Source organism: Bacillus sp. 41-22 (genome assembly GCF_025809295.1).
GTDB lineage: Bacteria > Bacillota > Bacilli > Bacillales > Bacillaceae_G > Bacillus_A > Bacillus_A mycoides.
In genome coordinates, this window is record NZ_CP084035.1 from 2579662 (window position 1) to 2597762 (window position 18101).

Here is an 18101-nt window from a genome sequence, read left to right on the forward strand (position 1 = left end):
ACATTACATTACTTAAATGTTTCGTTATCTAAAATAACAACATAATCATTCGTCATTCGCCCCGCTTCTTTCGTATAACTGACAAGCCGCTGGATGTTATCACAGCAAATTTTTGCTCCCCATACGAGTAACGGTACACCAATAAAATCAATATGAAATCTTCTAGAAAACAAACCGCCTAAAGTCATTGGCAATGGAACTGTTGGTGATGTATTAGAAAAAATAATCTTATCATTGTTTTGATAATGTTTTTGCAGAATCTCTCCTAAATGCTTCATGGCAGGTACAACGACCTTTGATGCCCCGCATCCAATTGTATATACTGGATTCCCATATTCATCTTGTCCATGAAAAATAATTTTCCCCATATCTTCTGTTTTCAGTTTATTAAAGTACTCTACATTTAAAATTTCTTCTTTCGTTAACTTCCGATCCGTTGGTAATTTATTCAAATGATAAGCTGCAGCTAGCGAGGTTGTATGCGTTCCACCGAAATCTGTGTAAATGAATATCATATTATCATCCCTTGTTGTAAAAGTTCAATATTATTTAGTATTACCGTTCACAACGTTGTTAAACAAGGGACGAATGTATTTACGCTTTTTGTGTTAATTCATTATATTTTTTCCAAATATAATAGCGTCTACTAATTACGGTACCTAATGTGATACATAAAAAGGCATTTGTTACAACCATTAATGTGTGGTGAGTACTGCCAGGAAACATACTTTGCTTAATCAAAACCTTTGCACCTAAAATAACAAGGAGAATAATTGTACTTAACCAATTTCCTTTTCGTAATACATGACCTGTTTCACTATCTAATCGAAATGTTAAAGCTTTTCCCCTAATAACTCCTAGACCCAATCCCATTCCAAGCATTGCAACGAATACTAGTACGTGCAATATATTTAATTTTCCCATATGAATAATGGACTGGATTGTTACAAAGCACAGCAAAGCCGGAATGAGCCAAATACGATTAATATTCACTTTGTATTCCTTACCTTGAATTAATACAATTATAAGAATAACAAGTAGAATAACAAATAGAATATCCATTTAGAGTCCTCCTATATACTTGTTTACCTTTGAAAATTATATTCGTCTCTGTTTGAAATACGATAGCTACTTTAATTTGTATAATATGGAATGTGATTTCCCATCAGCCTTAAGCATTATTTATAAAAGTAAAAAGACGTACTTTTTACTCGTACGTCTCCTACTACTTGTTCTTCATGTATAGCAACTAGTTCAATTGCGGGATTTTCATATTTTTCTTTCCCTCTAAGTACATTGTCATAATATGCTGTATCTAAAAAAGATAACACACGGCAACGTACCTAGCCTATTTCGTCTTCTTTTTTATATGCTCTAATTTTTATATCCATGTAATTAAAAAGCTCCTTCTATTTCCACCATTAGTTTTTCAGGTCCTGCCCCTTTATTTGATGGAATAACTAATGTAATTCCTAATTCCGGGTATACGGCCGAGCGAAAACTCACGCCTGGATCATATCCCATTACATGATATTTAAAAATATTTTCTTGTCTTTTCTCAATCCATATTCCATAGCCGTAAGACTGGCTATTATTCACCAAAATATGAGGAGTTAAAAGTAACTTCGTATATTCGTGGCTTAATATTTCGTTGTTAAATAGAGCTTCCCAAAATTTCACCATATCTGGTGCAGTAATGTAAGCACCGCCATCAGAACCTCCTTTTATGGGTATAGAGTATGCATTTGTTCTCCATTTTTGACTATTTACATCCTTTATATATCCGAGAGCAGTATGTTTTGGTAAATTATCTAAAGAGAAATAGCCTGAATCATTCATACCAACTGGAACAAATATGTTTCTTTCTATATATTCCGTAAATTCAAGTCCTGTCTGCTGTTCTATAATTAATCCAAGTATAATAAAACCTGCATTATTATAGTAAAACTTACTTCCTGGTGTAAACATCATATTACTGTTTTGGAATAATGGTAAAAAGTCTTTTAAACTTTTTAATAGATACATAGGAGTTTGTTTCCAAAGGTCTTCAAAGTTATCCATGATACTTTCATCAAAATAATCTGGAATACCCGAACTATGCGTTAAAAGTTGATGTACTGTAATATCTTCATTAAAGTTTGGGAATTTAATATGTAGACAATCTTTTAACTTTGTATGAAAAGTAATTACACCTCTTTCAACAAGTTGACAGATACTGATAGCAGTAAATAATTTGCATCCTGAGGCAATTCCAAATCTTGTTTGTAGTGTATTGTTTATACATTCACTTCGGTTAGCATATCCAAATGAATTTTCATAAATAATATCATCATCTTTTTTTATTAAGACTACCCCAGAAAAATCTATATTCCGATGTATTTCTTTTACAATTTTCTCTATTTGATCTTTTGTTTTTATCATAATAACCACCCTTGTTTATCGATATTGTTCTTTCCTCTTATTATTTTTCCATATATAGGGGAAAGAAACCTCTTATTCAACCCCCTAATTTTCAAATAAAAACCAAGGGAACTATTTCGAATTTATTGATTCAGCGGAATATACCTTAGACCGCGATGGTAATAAAGTAAACACGCACAATATGATAGTAATAAGTAGCATTACCAATACTCCTACAATGACTACAAGTTGTATAGAAGTGAATTGAGTTGCAACGCCGAACAGAATCGTTATAAAAATTGTAAAAACAGCTATAACGAGCCCGTATATACTCCCGATTCGTCCCATCATATGAACCGGAACGTTATTTTGATAAAATGTGTAAAATCCCGTATTTGCATATGCCATAGAGAAAGATAAAACAAAGAATCCGATAGCAGCTATTAAAAACTCACTTGAAAAAGCATAAATCAAATATCCGATTGCAATGAATAATGATCCTATCCCAATTAGAAATGAAGGTGCTAATTTTTTTGATAAAATTGTATTTGTTATGGCTCCTAAAATAAAACCCGCTCCAGCGATACTAACTAGGAAGCCATACTCACTATCTGTTAACAATAAAACTTCTTTCGCAAATGATAGTTCAAGTGAATCTATAGCGGTAGCTAAAACCATCATTCCTTGGAATAGGAAATAAACACATCCTATATACACAGATTTTTTGCTGAAATTTAAAACTATGTTCCAATCTTTTTTTAGTACAGTTAGAGATAACTTATCACTTGATGTATTAGAATCGTATTTTTTATCAAGATCAGGTAAAAGTAATGTAATTAACCCTGATAACAGAAATGCTATAGCATTCATATATATAGCAAACTCTGGTGTACCAGTTATTAATAATATCCCCGCTACTGCTGGACCAATTAAAAATGCACCAGATCCTATTAAACTACGTAGTGAGTTGAAACGTTGTCTTTGCTCTACTGGAATTAATTTCGTCATATATGTCATAGCAGTTGGTTCATAAATCGCACTGGCCATGCTTATAAAAAATACTAAGAGATAGACAATCCAAAGGGATGGAACCAAGGGTAAAATAGCGATAAATACTGCTCGATATATATCGAGGTGAATCATTAACTTTCGTTTATTTAAACGATCTATCATACTTCCTGACCAAGCGTTTGTAAATAAAGTGGCTAATGGTTTTATCACATATAAAGTAGCGACAGCTAAGGCTGAGCCACCCATATTATAGACAAGTACATTCAGTGCGATTAAATAAATCCATGCACCTAAATTCGCAATACCAACTCCGGACAATAGTAATAAAGGATATTTCCAATCTTCAAGTAATTTTTTCACTTTAGGCACCCGCTTTCTAAATTGTTTTAAAACAATAAAAAAATCTCGTCCCCAAGACTTTTAGTCTTAGGGACGAGATTTATCATCGCGGTGCCACCCTAGTTTGTTAATATGTCGCCATATTAACCTTATCAGGTACTGCACTATTTTCATGCTTATACCTTATCTCTATAACGGGAGCTCCCGTCACACCATCCACTTTTAAAAGGTTCCGATGTGCTGCTCAGAGGCTTGGTTCAATAAAGAATTTTTGCTCCTTTTCAGCTAAATAGAGCTCTCTGTGAAAAATTCATTTTATTTACTCTTCTCTTCACTGCATTTGGTTTTTTCCATATTATCACATAGGTTTTATATTGTAAATAATTAAAAAGAATAATCAGTTTTTTTGAAAGTGAGCATCCTTTATAATTTTGTAACTTGATTTTTTATTTATTAAAAAATACGGTGCGTGAAATTGCTTGTAACTCTAAAAAAAAAGAGCCTATTATACTATAGACTCTTACAAAATTCGATATTAATTTGTACTCGCTTCTGCTAATGGTTCTAGAGGCGGTTCCAAATCTAGTTTTAAAGTATCACCTTCTTGTATATATTCTCCCTTTTCAATGCTTTGACTCGTTACATACCCTGTACCTGTTGTTTTTAAATCTAATTTCAACAACTTAGAGAAATACATAACATCACGCATTGACCAACCTTTTAGGTTAGGCATTTTCACATTACTTCCTACTAGAAATATGCGATCTCCTTCACTCATTACCTCGCCAGTCTGTGGATATTGTTTTATTATCTTTCCTTCTCCTAATAATACCGGCTGAAGTTTCTCTTTTTCTGCAATATTTTTTACAGTATCCATTGTTTGATTTACATAATTTTGTACTTTTATTTCAGATTGCTTTGTTGCATCTGCCATTTTCTTTTCTGTATATGGTTTCACTTTTAAATATTCTAGACTATTTTTCATAACTGGTTTAAAAATTTCAGCAAGAGGCTGAGCACCGTATTCATTCCCCTTTAATTTAGGTTGCTTAATGGCTAAATATACGACTAATTGCGGATCATCAATTGGAGCCATTCCTAAGAATGAAAAAATATAATTATCTTTCCCTTCCATATATCGTCCATTTTCAGGATTCGGAATTTGCGCTGTCCCTGTTTTACCACCAATCGGATAACCATCAATTTTATACATCGTTCCCGTTCCTTTAGATGATGTTATAACACGCTCCATTAAGTTCCTTACCTTATCTGCGGTTTCTTTTTTAATCGGATTCCCTATTTCTTTAGGTTGATTTTCCATAATAACTTGTTTATTTGTTGGATTTACAACCTTATCAACAATATAAGGTTGCATCATTTTCCCGTCATTTGCTATAGCTGTGGCCGCTTGTACTATTTGAATAGGAGTTACAGTTGAGCCTTGGCCGAAAGATGTAGTAACTTGTTGAATTTGAGTATTTAACAATAATGTATTTTTACTTTCTCCAGGCAAATCTATCCCTGTTTTTTGATTGAAACCAAATAAATTCATATATTGCTTGAATTTATTTGGTTTCAGTAACTGATCTTCTAAAATAGAAAAAGCAACGTTCGATGACCGTTCAAACCCTTCATCAAATGTAATTGAACCCCATCCATAGCCGCCATTATGATCTTTAATCTCTGCTGAACCAACTGCATATTTTCCTGATTGGAAATATTCTTTCCCGTTATATACACCTTCATTAATTGCAGCAGCTAATGTAAAAACTTTCATTGTAGACCCTGGTTCGAATGCATTCGCAATTGGATCGTTTAAAAAATATTCAATGTCTCCTTTGTTAGGATTATAACTAGGCTTACTAGACATTGCTAAAATCTTACCTGTTTTTGGATCCGCAATAATACCTACTAACATAGAAGGATCATAGTGTTGCGCCGCTTTATTCATCGCGTCTTCTAAAAAACTATTAATTTGTTTATCAAGCGTAAGATATACGTTATTTCCATTTTTAGCAGGTTCTACTTTTCCTATATCATTTGTAAGTGGGATTCCTTTTCTTGAACCTACATATGAAACATTACCATTTGTAGAGCGCAAATATTTATCCAAACTTTCTTCAAGCCCAAACTTCCCCACCGCATTACCTTTATCGTCTGGTCTTGCAAAACCAAGTATATACGAGGCGAAATCTTCATTTGGGTATACTCTGGCTTTTTCTGTTGTGAAAGATACACCTGGTATTTTCAAATTATTAATCTCTTCCTTCGCTTCTCTAGATAAGTTACGTCCAATTTTACCAATTTCAACTTGCGTACGTCCTTCGTGAAAATTTTTCATGATCTCCTCTTTATCAACTTCAAGCGCATCTGCTAAACGTTGTGCGGTATCTTCTTTATCTTTTAATTTATCTTTTCCTTTTAGGTTTACAACGATGCGATATGTCGTTGAGTCTTGGACTAATACTTTACCGTTTTGATCATAAATTGTCCCGCGATTTGCCTCTAAAACTCCATTTTTGTTTTGTTGTTCCTTCGCAAGATCCTTTACATTAACATTATGCACGACTCCTACCGCTTGAATATAAAACATACGTAAAAGCATAGTAAGAAACAAAACAATAAAAGCAATCATCATATATCGAGCGCCTTTATTCGTTTGAAGTTTATGCATACTAATCTCCTTTCCTTTACAATGCATTAATGCGAAGATGCGCTACTAAATATGTTCTTTAATATAGTAGATACTATATTTTTCGAAGTTTTTTTACTAATTCCTCTATAACAATAAGAAAACCAGTTCTGTTGCTATTTGTTTTTTATTAATTCTATGTTTTTTAACATAAAATACGGTAAGTGAAATTTAAGAATTTTCAAATAAAAAGAACCTACTTTTTGTAGGTTCTTTTTATTAAGCTATATGGTTATATTTCGCTAAAAAAGGAACTCGTTTTGCTACTAGTGCATACATTTTGAAAATAAATTTTGCTAACGGTTCAAATATACGTGCGCTTTGCATCACTAATCCACTTGTAATAAATGTTAAGAACGCAGCACCCAGTATATCTAGAGGATAATGAACGCCTACGTACATGCGTGATACACCGACTAATATTGCCCATATTAACGCGATATATTTAAGTTTTTCTCCTCTTAGAATAAATACGAAAGCAATCGAAAATACGAGTACAGAATGATCACTTACAAATGATGAATCTGCTGCATGCGGTACTAATTGATTTACATGATGTGTTATAAAAGGACGCGGATGGTAATATACCGCATGTATAAGAACATTTACTAATAATGCAATACTAACTGAAAGTGTCGTATATAACACTGTATATTGTTTTCTAATTGCATTCTCTTTCTTTCCATTATTGAACCATAGGATAAGCATAAATAGTATAGCTACATATGCAGCACTATTTGTAATAGCGATCATTAGCGTATCTAATAGCTTGGATGATTCAGCAAAGTTATTAATCCATTGAAATACTGTGTAATTCATATTACTCTCTCCTTATTATTACTCATTGTACTTTAAATAAAGATACAAGTGTTCTTGATTTACACAGTATACAACATCAATATGAAAATGGGCTTAAACTTTTCTCATCTAATTCTCATTTTGCTACTATTCATTTGACAATGGCGTAACTATTTACACGAGCTAAATATGTATAAAGGTTGTAAACCATTTTAAATAGTATGGTGAACACTCTATGCATGGATATAATACATAACATATTCATTTAAATATATTAGTTACGAAATCATATTCTTATTCCATACGAAGGGCAATATTACCGAATTGTTCTCCTTGCTGCATTCGATTTAAAGCTTGGATTGCTTCTTCTAATGGATATACTTTATCAATAATTGGTTTAATATTATATTTCTCTATAAAATGAACCATCTCATTAAATTCTTCACGGCTTCCCATTGATGTTCCCATAATATCAATTTGATTATAAAATAATGCTCGTAACGGTAATTCGATTTTATCTCCTGAACTTGCACCAAAGTTAACGATTCTTCCATTTGGTTTTAATATATCAAAATATTTTAAGAAAGTCGCCGGACCTATACTATCTATAATTAAATCCACTTTTTCTCCATGTAGGCACTCGTCCCAATTACCAGAACTATTAAAAGAAAAGTCTGCTCCATATTTTTCAGCAGCCTTTCTTTTGTCCTCTATCCTTGAAGTAACACTCACCTTTGCTCCAATTGCTTTAGCAAATAACATAGCATAAGTAGCTACACCACCGCCGATTCCCGGAATTAGGACATGTTCTTCAGGTTTTAATCTACCTTTTGTAAAAAGCGCTCTATATGCAGTTAATGCCGATAAAGATAAAACGCCAGATTCTTCCCACGTAAGATATGATGGCTTTTCCACTACATTTTCTGCTGGTACAATAACATATTCAGCAAATGTTCCATCTGCTGGTCCACCTAGTACTTCAGGTAACTCTGGTATTTCATGAGTATTATTCCATCCAATACTAGGGTTAATAATAACCTCGGTATGTAGTGAAATATTTGAAACTCCTTCTCCTAGTTCTATAACAATACCTGCACCATCTGACCCTAAAACTAATGGTAGTTCCATTTCTTTTCTATTATTCATTATAAATAAATCACGATGATTTAAACCTGCTGCTTTTAATTTCACTTTAACCTCTCCAATGTTAGGAGTTATCTCAGGTGATAATTTATATTCTAAACCTTCTAATCCTTTTTTATGTTGATGTACAATAGCTTTCATTAATAATCCCCCTTAATAATTTTAATGTACTAAAAATATCGAAATAAATAAAATAATCTGATTGTAACAACTGGAAAATAATAAAAATCATTATGATGAAAAAACAAAATCCTCCCCACACTTTTTTTGTAGGAAGGACTTTAATTGATACTACTTATACTTTGTTAATACTCTTTTTGGCCAATGTTAATATATTTTGAATAAACGGTGCTTTTGCATTTGTATATGAAACACGATCAAAAGGATAGGTAGCAGCAAGCATCTCTTTTAATTTTCTATATTCTTCACGTGCCCACTCATGATTTATTAGAAAGTCTCGAAATAAAAGGTTGTTCCTCCATTCTTCGCTATTATAAATATAAACATGTAAATGGTGGGTACCAGCTCTCCATTTACCTTTTCTAAAAAAACGCCAATTAGGTGTTTTTTTAGGAACATATTCATAGCCAATTTCTTCTAGGGCTTCCCTCCAATTTTCGGTAATTTGTAAATTTGTTACGCCGATCATCATATCAATAAGAGGTTTAGCCCCTAACCCTTCTACGGCTGTGCTTCCGATATGTTCAATAGCAATAATTTCTTCATGGAGTAACGGCACAATTTTATTTTTTTCATTTAAAAACTCTGTATGCCAATATTGTTGGTACGGTTTAATTATGATTTTTCCATCCATTTGCTTTCCTCCTTATAACTGTATATTATTATATTTACAAAATTTAAGTTTATAAATATAGGGATTTCACAAAATATGTCGAATACTGTAATGGACAACTTAATTATATTAAATTTGAGGTGAATTATGAAAGATATTCCAGTTAAAATTCAGTTAGATACTATAACATTCCAACTAAAAAAACTTCATAATTTTGATTGGCTTACAAAACTAGGTACAGTATTTGCGGTTTTTGACCAACAAGATTCCGGTAATATAAGTTTTGGTGTTGAAAAGAATGGGAAAAAGAACTTTATAAAATATGCAGGGGCACAAACACTCGCATATAATGCTTCTACAAATGAAGCTATACAAAGATTAAAAAGCTCAGTTACTATATACAATGAATTAAAACACGTTTCTCTTATAAATTTAATTGATCACTACCCTGTACAGCATGGATATGTTTTAATTTTCGATTGGTTTGACGGTGAATGTCTTCACTCGCACTGGAGTTTCCCACCCCCAGCAAAATACAATGATCCTAACTCACCATTTTATAAATATAAGAAATTATCCGTTAAAGACAGACTGATTTCATTAAATTCTATTTTTAATTTCCATACTTACGTTGAACACAAATACTATGTAGCTATTGATTTTTATGACGGTAGTATTTTGTACAATTTTAAAACTAATGAAACAAAAATTTGTGATATTGATTTATACAGTAAAAAGCCGTATGTAAATAAGATGGGACGAATGTGGGGGTCATCTCGTTTTATGTCACCTGAAGAGTTTCAACTTAACTCTATAATAGACGGACAAACAAACGTATTTAATATGGGGGCTATAGCTTTTGCACTACTAGGTGGCGGGCAAGATCGTTCCTTTATGAAATGGGAAGCTAGTGAAGGCTTATATGAAGTAGCATACCGTGCTGTAAATGAAAATCGTAGTGAGCGCTATGCGTCAATGGAAGAGTTTAATAATGCATGGTTAAAAGCCTATAACACTGAAAATCTATAAAAACTACATACATTGTAAAAGTACATGTAAAACTTGTACTTTTATAATGTATAATACATATGGGATTGAAATTCAGGATAACGGGGCATGTATTATGAACTTTGTTTACATTAATCAAAATGTTTTAAATAATCTTCTTTATATTTTAAGCAGTATATTTGTTTTTTATTTTATTTATGATAGTGGGTACTTCGGGAAGAAATATAAGAAACTACTTATCATTCTTTGTACGAGTATCCCACTAATTTTATGTATGCGGTATCCCATCTATATGGATGAAAATTATATTCACGATTTAAGACAAATCCCCTTTTTAATTGGTACACTTTATGGTGGATTTCCAGTCGGTATTGCATTACTCATGATTTTATTAATAATACGTTTTATGTTTTATGGTTTTAGCCTGTTAACAATCATTGTTTATGGAACGATGTTAATAATTACAGCATTCGCATCATCAAAATTTAATACATACAATAGGAAAATAAAAGTAACTTCATCTATGTTTTTAACTTTTTTCCTTGCAATATTTACAACAGTAATTGTTTTAACTCTATCAGATTTTGAAGTGAATAATTTGTACATTATTTATTTCATTCTATTACCAACTATTTTAATATTATTTATGGTCTATTTTAATGAGGTTTTAAAAGATGCAATATTTATGCGATCAAAATTAATAAAAGTCGAAAAAATGGAGATTGTCAGCCAACTCGCTGCAAGTATTTCACATGAAGTAAGGAATCCATTGACTGTTGTAAAAGGATTTACACAACTTTTAAAAACACCCAATATAACTCAACAATCCAAAGATGAGTATATTGAACATATTCTTGAAGAGTTAAATCGTGCACAAGCAATTATTGATGATTACTTAACTTTTGCCAAACCGGCTTCAGAAAAACTAGATCATATTTCAGTGGAGCACGAGTTAAATCGAGTTATTAATATGATGTTACCTTTTTGTAACATGAATAATATTAATATTACAAAAGAGTTCTCAGAGGGAACAATTATTGGTAATACACAGCACTTCCATCAATGTTTTTTAAATTTAATAAAAAACAGTATAGAAGCAATGCCATGTGGCGGTGATCTTATTATTTCTGCATCTGTTAGTAATAATAAAGTTATAATACGGATTCAAGATAGTGGAATTGGAATGTCGCAAGAGCAAATTAATCGATTTGGCGAACCATATTTTAGTACAAAAACGAAAGGTACGGGTTTAGGAACGATGGTTGCTGTTAAAATTATTGAAACGATGCGAGGCAGTTTAAAAATCCGAAGTATCGTTAATAAAGGAACTACTTTAACTATTACATTCCCAAAATATAATAATGAGAGCACGTTGCATAATAAATAAAAAAGGAGCATAATGGCTCCTTTTTTATTTCGATACAAAAAGTATCTGCTATGTTTTTTTAGTTTACATTTAGAAGAGACTAATTAGAAATTAGTACCCTTAGCTCCAACAGCTACATCCAACAATAATTAATAAAATAAATAACACAACTAATAAAGCGAAACCTCCACCAAAACCACAAGAACCACCGAAACTCATATTTTCTCCTCCTTTTGGTTTGAAAACTAATAGGTAGTTGATCATTTTAACTGGTTCGTATTATACAGTATGTGTATCTCCTTTTTTTGAGCATGTCTTCATAAAAATTAGTAAAAGCACTCTATTGAGAGTGCTTTAAAATGGGTACCAGAAACTTTGGAATACATTCAGCTTTAAGTAAACTGCAATAATCAAAATGATAATACCAACAAAAAGTGTGATGTAATCCTCCTTTTGTGCGTCTTTTGCATAGTACCACGTTCGTTTATCCTTTTTTCCAAAACCTCTTAAATCCATTGCATTTGAAACAGTATCAATCCTTTCTAATGAATGAATAATAAGTGGCCAAAAAATTAAAACACGGTTTTTCATACGAATCCACAAGCTCGCTTCTCCTTTTTCAAAAGGTACGCCTCTTGCTTCCTGTGCGTGTCTAATGATTATATATTCAGATTGAATGCTTGGTATATAACGTAGTGCAATATTTATTGCATATGTAATTTTATAAGGAACAGCAAATTTATTTAAGCTGCTCACAAATTCACTTGGATGAGTTGTATAAATAAAAAGAAGTGTAAATGGTAATAACGTAAAATATTTCAATGAAAGTGTAGCTGCATAAAATAAAGTTTCATATGTAATTGTTGCATAACCTATATAAAAAAAAGAGGTATACGATCCCGTTAATTCCGATCCATGGGTGGGCGTAATGAAAAGAATCATAACGGAATTTAATAAACTAAATGTAAATATAACGCTGAAAATAACTATAATTTTACGCAATTGAATTTTTGCAATTAAAAGGCCGATACATCCAACAATAAATAAAATTAGCAATATACGAAAATCAAAAAATAAAAAAGTAAGTGTCATACAAAATATAAATAAAGATAATTTAATTGCACCATCCATACGATAAAAATACGTATTATGCATATTCCTCCCTCCTATTAGCTTCAATATAAAGTTTCACAAATGTTTCTGGAGTTGGAATTCCGCTTAATTTAGCTAGTTTTATTAATGAAATCTCCCGTAGATTAGCTCTTTGTAACGTTCCTTGATCCCCTAAAACAGCAGATACAGTATTGTCCGCAATAATTTTCCCTTCATGCAGAACTACCGCTCGATCTGCATATTCTAAAGCAAGATTCATATCGTGTGTGATAATAATAAAGGATATGCCCCTTTCAGCCAGTTTTCTAATAAACGACATAAACTGTTTGTAATGGTAATAATCTTGTCCAGCTGTCGGCTCATCTAATACAATAAGTTTTGGGTTTGTTATAAGTACAGATGCAATAGTAAGCCTCTTTTTTTGTCCATAGCTTAATGCCTGAATTGGCCAGTTACGAAATGGATATAATCCACAAATTCTTAAAGCTTTTTCGACTCTTGTCTCAATCTCATCTTTAGAAACCTTTTTTAATTGTAATGAATATGAAACCTCTTCTAAAACAGTAGGCTGTGTAATCATTTGATTTGGGTTTTGCATAACGTAAGAAATAACTTCCCCGCGTTTACGAATAGACCAACAATTTATATTTTCTCCATCGAATGTTATTCTCCCATTCTTTGTTTTATTTATTCCTATAAGAGTATGAGCTAATGTCGATTTCCCTGCTCCATTATGACCCAATAAGGCTATTATTTCTCCCTCTCCTATTGAAAGGTTGATATCTTCTAAGGCTGTATGTTTGTTATTGTACGTAAATGATAAATTTTCTATCTTGCATAAAACTTTTTTAATATATTTGTTTTTTGATGAAACTTGCTTATGCATCCAGTTCTTTAATAGGCTATGAACGCCTGCATTACGAAGATTTTCAATTGGAAATACCTTAACATTATTACTATCAAAATTTAATTTCTTTAGCGCCTCTATATAAATAGGTTCTCTTAGTCCGATATTTGGTAATATATCAGAATTTAAAATACTATCCGGTGAACCAACGGCAATAACTTCTCCCTCATCTATTAAAATAATTTTATCTAAATCAAGGTTTAAAATTTCTTCTATTCGATGTTCAATAATTACAATTGTTTTATTATATTTCTCATGTATATTTTTAATGAGTTCTATTGTATTCAAACTACATGCAGGATCCAAATTAGCTAACGGTTCATCAAATAATAATATATCTGCATTCGTCGTTAGCAGACCTGCAAGAGAGACTGTCTGTTTTTGACCTCCTGATAATTCATGCGGACTTTGTGTATGAAAGTCCTGCATGCTTACCTTTTTTAAAGAATCCGTAACAATCTTTCTCATTTCTATTTGATTTACACAATCGTTTTCTAATGCAAATGCTACATCCTCTTCGACAGTAAGGCCTATAAATTGTGCATCTTGATCTTGTAATATTGTCCCTACGTGTTTACTCTGTTCAAAAACACTACCTTTTCTCGGATCCTTTCCAGCTATTAAAATGTTACCGGTACTTATCCCTTCGTAAGAAAATGGGATTAGCCCATTTATACAATGAGCTAATGTTGACTTACCTGAACCACTTCGTCCAGCGATAAGTACCTTTTCCCCAGGATATATTTGAAATGTAATATCTTTCAAAGTAGGCTGCGTAGCATGCCTATATTGAAAGGTAAATTGTTCAAAAGAAATAATTGGTTGCATGTATTCATCCCTACTTTTCAATTTTTAAATGTGTATGTTTCTTATTTGATTTCGCTAAGCCGATCGTGATTGGTAAGCCAAGAACTAAAAATACGATAACGTCTGCGATTGTTGCGCCTAGTACTTGTATAACTATTTTGTCAAACGGTTCTCCCATCACAATAATATCGAATGCTCCAGCAAATATAATAGCTATGACAATACCAATTAACCCTGCAATTGCAAAATAAGAAATATCACGGTTATTATACGTTCCATGTTTTACACTAAAACCAAATCTTTTTTGTATGAGTCCCATTGCAAAACCAATAATACCTGAACTAATAACCCATCCCCACCAAATACCCCAACCAGCGATCGTATCTGTAACGGTATGACCGATGAGTCCTATTAAAAGCCCTGCTACCGGGCCAAATAACGCTCCAAAAACTGTTAAAATAGCCAATGCGGGTTTAATAAATGTATTCGGTGCGATAGAAAATCCCCAAAGCCCTAATACCCCGTATAAAGCTGCTCCAATTCCAATAGCTACTACTAGCTTTGTCGTTAATTTATTCATTACAATTCCCCTCTCGTATTATTCAACTTTTAATACTCTATATTTATTTTGAAAATGAATTATGCATCGACACTTCCTTTCTATACAACAAAAAATGACCTCTTTAATAAGAGGTCATTTTCTTTCACGTACAAGAATCCCCTTATCTTTCAAAAGACACATAGTGTCCTCTGCGGAATTAGCACCTTCCTATGTAATTACATAGGGGTTGCTGAGGTTTCATAGGGCCGTTCCCTCTACCTCTCTGGATAAGTATGTATTTGTAATCTGTATTATGGCACTAACAATAAATAATTTCAATACTTTTCTTACTATTTTTATTTTTCGATAAATAGTTCAACTAAATCATTGTATTCTTATCGGAATTATGAAATAATAAATTCAAAATTGTTACGGGAGGAATGCATGATGAAAGTAATTGGCTTAATTGGCGGACTAAGTTGGGAATCAACATCGTTATATTATAAACATATTAATACACTAACTCTCTCTCAATATGATCAAAATGCGAAGCTTGTTTTATATAGTATGGACTTTGGTGAAGTAACTACATTATTACAAAATCATCAATATGAAGAAGTGAAAAATGAATTAGTCGCAGTAGCAAAAAAAGTAGAACACTCTGGAGCTGAATGTTTACTAATGTGTTCTAATACTGTACATCTATTTGCTGAGGAAGTAGAACAAGCAATATCAATCCCACTTCTTCATATCGGTGATGTAAGTGCTAAAGAAATGGTAGAACAGAATATAAAACGGATCGGATTATTAGGAACGAAACAAACAATGGAAGAAGATTTTTATACATCACGACTAGCAAAATATAACATTGAGACAATTATCCCAAATGACGAAGAAAGAACTTTTATCCATCACGTCATATTAAATGAATTAAGTAGAGGAATTATTTCAGAAACATCAAAAGAAAAACTAATACAAATTACCAATTCATTAATTAATAATGGGGCTGAAGGAATTCTACTTGGCTGTACGGAAATTCCTTTGCTCATTTCCCAAAATGATCTATCTGTTCCTGTTTTTGATACTGCTTATTTACATGCGAATACTGCTGTACAATTTGCTGGATAATAATATAAAAGCATACAGGTAGAGCCTCTATGCTTTTATATTATCCGAACTATTTATTTAAAAGAGCATCAATAACTGCAATGGCTCTTTTGGAACCACCACACTCTAAAAAACTTTCATTCAGTTTTCGAATGCCATGTTTATACTTTTCATTTGAAAGAACGTCTGTTACCGCCTTTTTTAAAGTTTGCACATTAACATGCTCTTTCAATAATCTATGTGCTGCCTCAAGCTCAGTTAATCTTTGCGCTATCATAGGTTGATCTTTATCATGCGGTATTATCACAAATGGGACATTATAATGGATTGCATCGTGCACACTATTCATTCCACCATGTGTAATAAAAACATCTGCTTCACTTAATATTTCTGATTGAGGTACGTAAGGGGTTATAATAAAGTTGTCTGGCGCTTGCTTAATTTTTGAAATATCATTTCTATCACCAATCGCCATTACTACAATCCCTTCGAAATTTGAAAAAGCATCAATACAAGTATTAAAAAATGGTTCGAGCCCTTCGAGAAGTGTTCCCATTGAAATATAAATAACTTTCTTTTTTGAAAGCAATTCAAGTGGAAACTTTACATTTGTTTTGCGCTTTATAATACTCGGTCCAATAAAAACATTGTTTTCTCCGAACGAATCGCTATTAGGTTGAAAATAACGACTTGTATACACGAGACTAATATCTCCCTTATTATGCATAAATTGAAGATTATTTTTGGGCTTTACTCCAAATTCATGTTCCATTTGATACAGTAACTTTTCAGAGAGTTCATCGGGTTGGAATTGTATTTCTGCATTTGGATGAAAAGGCAAGGTTTCCAATAATACTGGTGGAATTAAAAATATAGGAGAGGAAACTATGCCTGGAACTTGTAAATATTCCTTTACTAACTCTCCAGCACCAAATATATCATAAACTACGAAATCAAAATTAATGCTTTTACATAATCGTTTCGTAATTTCTAATATGTATAAAGAAGTTTGAACATGTACATGAAAGAAAGATTTTAATCCATATGAAGTTTCATTATCAATAGAAATCTCCTTTAATAAATCCGGATGAGTATGTACAATGGCTCCCAAAACTTCAAGCCTTTCCTTAAAGCTTTCCGTTGTAATATAGTGTACGTTATCACCTCTTTCAGTAAAGGCCTTTACTAAACTTAATGTAGGATTTACATGTCCCTCTGCAGGGAAATTAACTATTAAAATATTCATCACTTATTTCTCACTCCTTACAATTCAATCTTCTTATTAATCGTACTGTTATTATTACAAGCAACCTTCCCTTAATAGTCCCAATATACTTACTACTTTAGGTTGATAAATAATTATCAGACATTGAAAAAGGCATCTACATAAAATGTAGATGCCTAACTGTGATAAGGAGTGTTCTGTGAGGTTAGGATAAGCTTTTCTGCTTGTCCTATGCTATCAATATATGATTTATTTTATAAAACGTGCAAATCTAATAGAATTATTTTATCCATTTTATTTGATCAAATGGATAATATACCATTTTCACTTTACCTATTATATTTGACTCATCAATTAGTCCAAGCGTATTCCTACTATCTTTACTATGATTTCGATTATCACCTAACACAAATAATTTATGCGTGGGAACTTTCATTTCTCTACAGTTTGAAAAACGATTTGATACTTGTGACATATCTAACTGTATATACGACTCATCACGCTTTTTACCGTTAATATATACCTCATCGTCTCTTAATTGTATGTTATTCCCTGGTAATCCAATAATTCGTTTCACGTAGTATGTAGGCGAGTCTTCTTTTTTTATTATTACAACATCACCATGATGAAAAGAAGAAAAATAGATGCTAGCCCTATTAACTAGTATGCGATTATTCTCATTCAAAGTAGGTTGCATCGAAATTCCTTCTACCATACAAAATAAAAATAACTTATTAATAAAAATAATTCCTATTATAATTAAAATATAGCTACATATTTTTCTCCAATCTTTTAGAATCAATTGCTTCATAGATACCTCATTTCTAATCTATTCGTATGTAAAAAACGTC

The 18101-nt window shown here is 32.0% G+C and carries 17 protein-coding genes, 1 pseudogene, 1 riboswitch and 1 other annotated feature; of the genes and pseudogenes, 3 read left to right on the top strand and 15 right to left on the bottom strand.

Annotation, left to right across the window (positions count from 1 at the left end; genetic code table 11):
- Positions 1-8 precede the first annotated feature (8 nt).
- The 9 genes and pseudogenes from LCF45_RS13070 to LCF45_RS13110 all read right to left on the bottom strand — a co-directional run bounded on the left by LCF45_RS13070 (position 9) and on the right by LCF45_RS13110 (position 9197).
- A complete protein-coding gene (locus LCF45_RS13070) occupies positions 9-515 on the bottom strand; it encodes a DUF3189 family protein (protein WP_002110178.1) in 507 nt (168 codons plus the stop codon).
- Positions 516-594: 79 nt separating this feature from the next.
- Complete coding sequence (locus LCF45_RS13075; protein ID WP_078207005.1) at positions 595-1062, bottom strand: DUF1453 family protein; 468 nt, start codon at positions 1060-1062, stop codon at positions 595-597.
- A gap of 143 nt (positions 1063-1205) precedes the next feature.
- A pseudogene (locus tag LCF45_RS13080) lies at positions 1206-1331 on the bottom strand (GNAT family acetyltransferase); the annotation flags it as partial.
- Positions 1332-1395: 64 nt separating this feature from the next.
- Complete coding sequence (locus LCF45_RS13085; protein ID WP_002013186.1) at positions 1396-2421, bottom strand: serine hydrolase domain-containing protein; 1026 nt, start codon at positions 2419-2421, stop codon at positions 1396-1398.
- 111 nt (positions 2422-2532) lie between these two features.
- Positions 2533-3771, bottom strand: a complete 1239-nt coding sequence (locus tag LCF45_RS13090; protein WP_016120295.1) for an MFS transporter — start codon at positions 3769-3771, stop codon at positions 2533-2535.
- A 65-nt stretch (positions 3772-3836) separates the two neighbouring features.
- Positions 3837-4094, bottom strand: a binding site (T-box leader).
- A 191-nt stretch (positions 4095-4285) separates the two neighbouring features.
- A complete protein-coding gene (locus LCF45_RS13095) occupies positions 4286-6424 on the bottom strand; it encodes a penicillin-binding protein (protein WP_002127630.1) in 2139 nt (712 codons plus the stop codon).
- Between the two features lie 237 nt (positions 6425-6661).
- Positions 6662-7261 carry an undecaprenyl-diphosphatase gene (locus tag LCF45_RS13100; RefSeq protein WP_078207079.1) on the bottom strand — a complete coding sequence of 200 codons (600 nt, stop codon included), beginning with the start codon at positions 7259-7261 and terminating at the stop codon, positions 6662-6664.
- A 273-nt stretch (positions 7262-7534) separates the two neighbouring features.
- Entirely contained in the window at positions 7535-8524 is a 990-nt protein-coding gene (locus LCF45_RS13105; protein WP_263894878.1) for a zinc-binding dehydrogenase, read from the bottom strand.
- Between the two features lie 154 nt (positions 8525-8678).
- Positions 8679-9197, bottom strand: coding sequence for a GrpB family protein (locus LCF45_RS13110; protein ID WP_002127634.1), 519 nt, complete (start codon positions 9195-9197; stop codon positions 8679-8681).
- 126 nt (positions 9198-9323) lie between these two features.
- Between LCF45_RS13110 and LCF45_RS13115 the strand changes: the two genes are divergently transcribed.
- Complete coding sequence (locus tag LCF45_RS13115) at positions 9324-10205, top strand: protein kinase family protein (protein WP_002127636.1); 882 nt, start codon at positions 9324-9326, stop codon at positions 10203-10205.
- Positions 10206-10251: 46 nt separating this feature from the next.
- A complete protein-coding gene (locus LCF45_RS13120) occupies positions 10252-11571 on the top strand; it encodes a sensor histidine kinase (RefSeq protein WP_002127637.1) in 1320 nt (439 codons plus the stop codon).
- Positions 11572-11670: 99 nt separating this feature from the next.
- Here LCF45_RS13120 and LCF45_RS13125 read toward each other — a convergent pair whose 3' ends face one another.
- The 4 genes from LCF45_RS13125 to LCF45_RS13140 form a co-directional block, all read right to left on the bottom strand.
- A complete protein-coding gene (locus tag LCF45_RS13125; RefSeq protein WP_000007808.1) occupies positions 11671-11769 on the bottom strand; it encodes a YjcZ family sporulation protein in 99 nt (32 codons plus the stop codon).
- 135 nt (positions 11770-11904) lie between these two features.
- Positions 11905-12705: an energy-coupling factor transporter transmembrane component T family protein gene (locus LCF45_RS13130; RefSeq protein ID WP_002127638.1), complete on the bottom strand. Its 801-nt coding sequence runs from the start codon at positions 12703-12705 to the stop codon at positions 11905-11907.
- Positions 12698-14398 (bottom strand): ABC transporter ATP-binding protein, encoded by a 1701-nt coding sequence (locus LCF45_RS13135; protein WP_002168273.1) that lies wholly within the window; start codon positions 14396-14398, stop codon positions 12698-12700. Before LCF45_RS13135 ends, LCF45_RS13130 begins: the two co-directional genes overlap by 8 nt.
- A 10-nt stretch (positions 14399-14408) precedes the next feature.
- Positions 14409-14957 carry an ECF-type riboflavin transporter substrate-binding protein gene (locus tag LCF45_RS13140; RefSeq protein WP_002168272.1) on the bottom strand — a complete coding sequence of 183 codons (549 nt, stop codon included), beginning with the start codon at positions 14955-14957 and terminating at the stop codon, positions 14409-14411.
- A 139-nt stretch (positions 14958-15096) separates the two neighbouring features.
- Positions 15097-15212: riboswitch (SAM riboswitch) on the bottom strand.
- A gap of 150 nt (positions 15213-15362) precedes the next feature.
- Between LCF45_RS13140 and LCF45_RS13145 the strand changes: the two genes are divergently transcribed.
- Positions 15363-16046, top strand: coding sequence for an aspartate/glutamate racemase family protein (locus LCF45_RS13145; RefSeq protein WP_002127641.1), 684 nt, complete (start codon positions 15363-15365; stop codon positions 16044-16046).
- Positions 16047-16095: 49 nt separating this feature from the next.
- Here the strand turns inward: LCF45_RS13145 and LCF45_RS13150 are convergent, their stop codons facing one another.
- Together LCF45_RS13150 and lepB are read right to left on the bottom strand one after the other, a co-directional pair.
- Positions 16096-17274 (bottom strand): macrolide family glycosyltransferase, encoded by a 1179-nt coding sequence (locus tag LCF45_RS13150; protein WP_002168270.1) that lies wholly within the window; start codon positions 17272-17274, stop codon positions 16096-16098.
- Positions 17275-17530: 256 nt separating this feature from the next.
- On the bottom strand, positions 17531-18061 hold the full coding sequence (gene lepB / locus LCF45_RS13155; protein ID WP_016120300.1) for a signal peptidase I: 531 nt from the start codon (positions 18059-18061) through the stop codon (positions 17531-17533).
- Positions 18062-18101 lie beyond the last annotated feature (40 nt).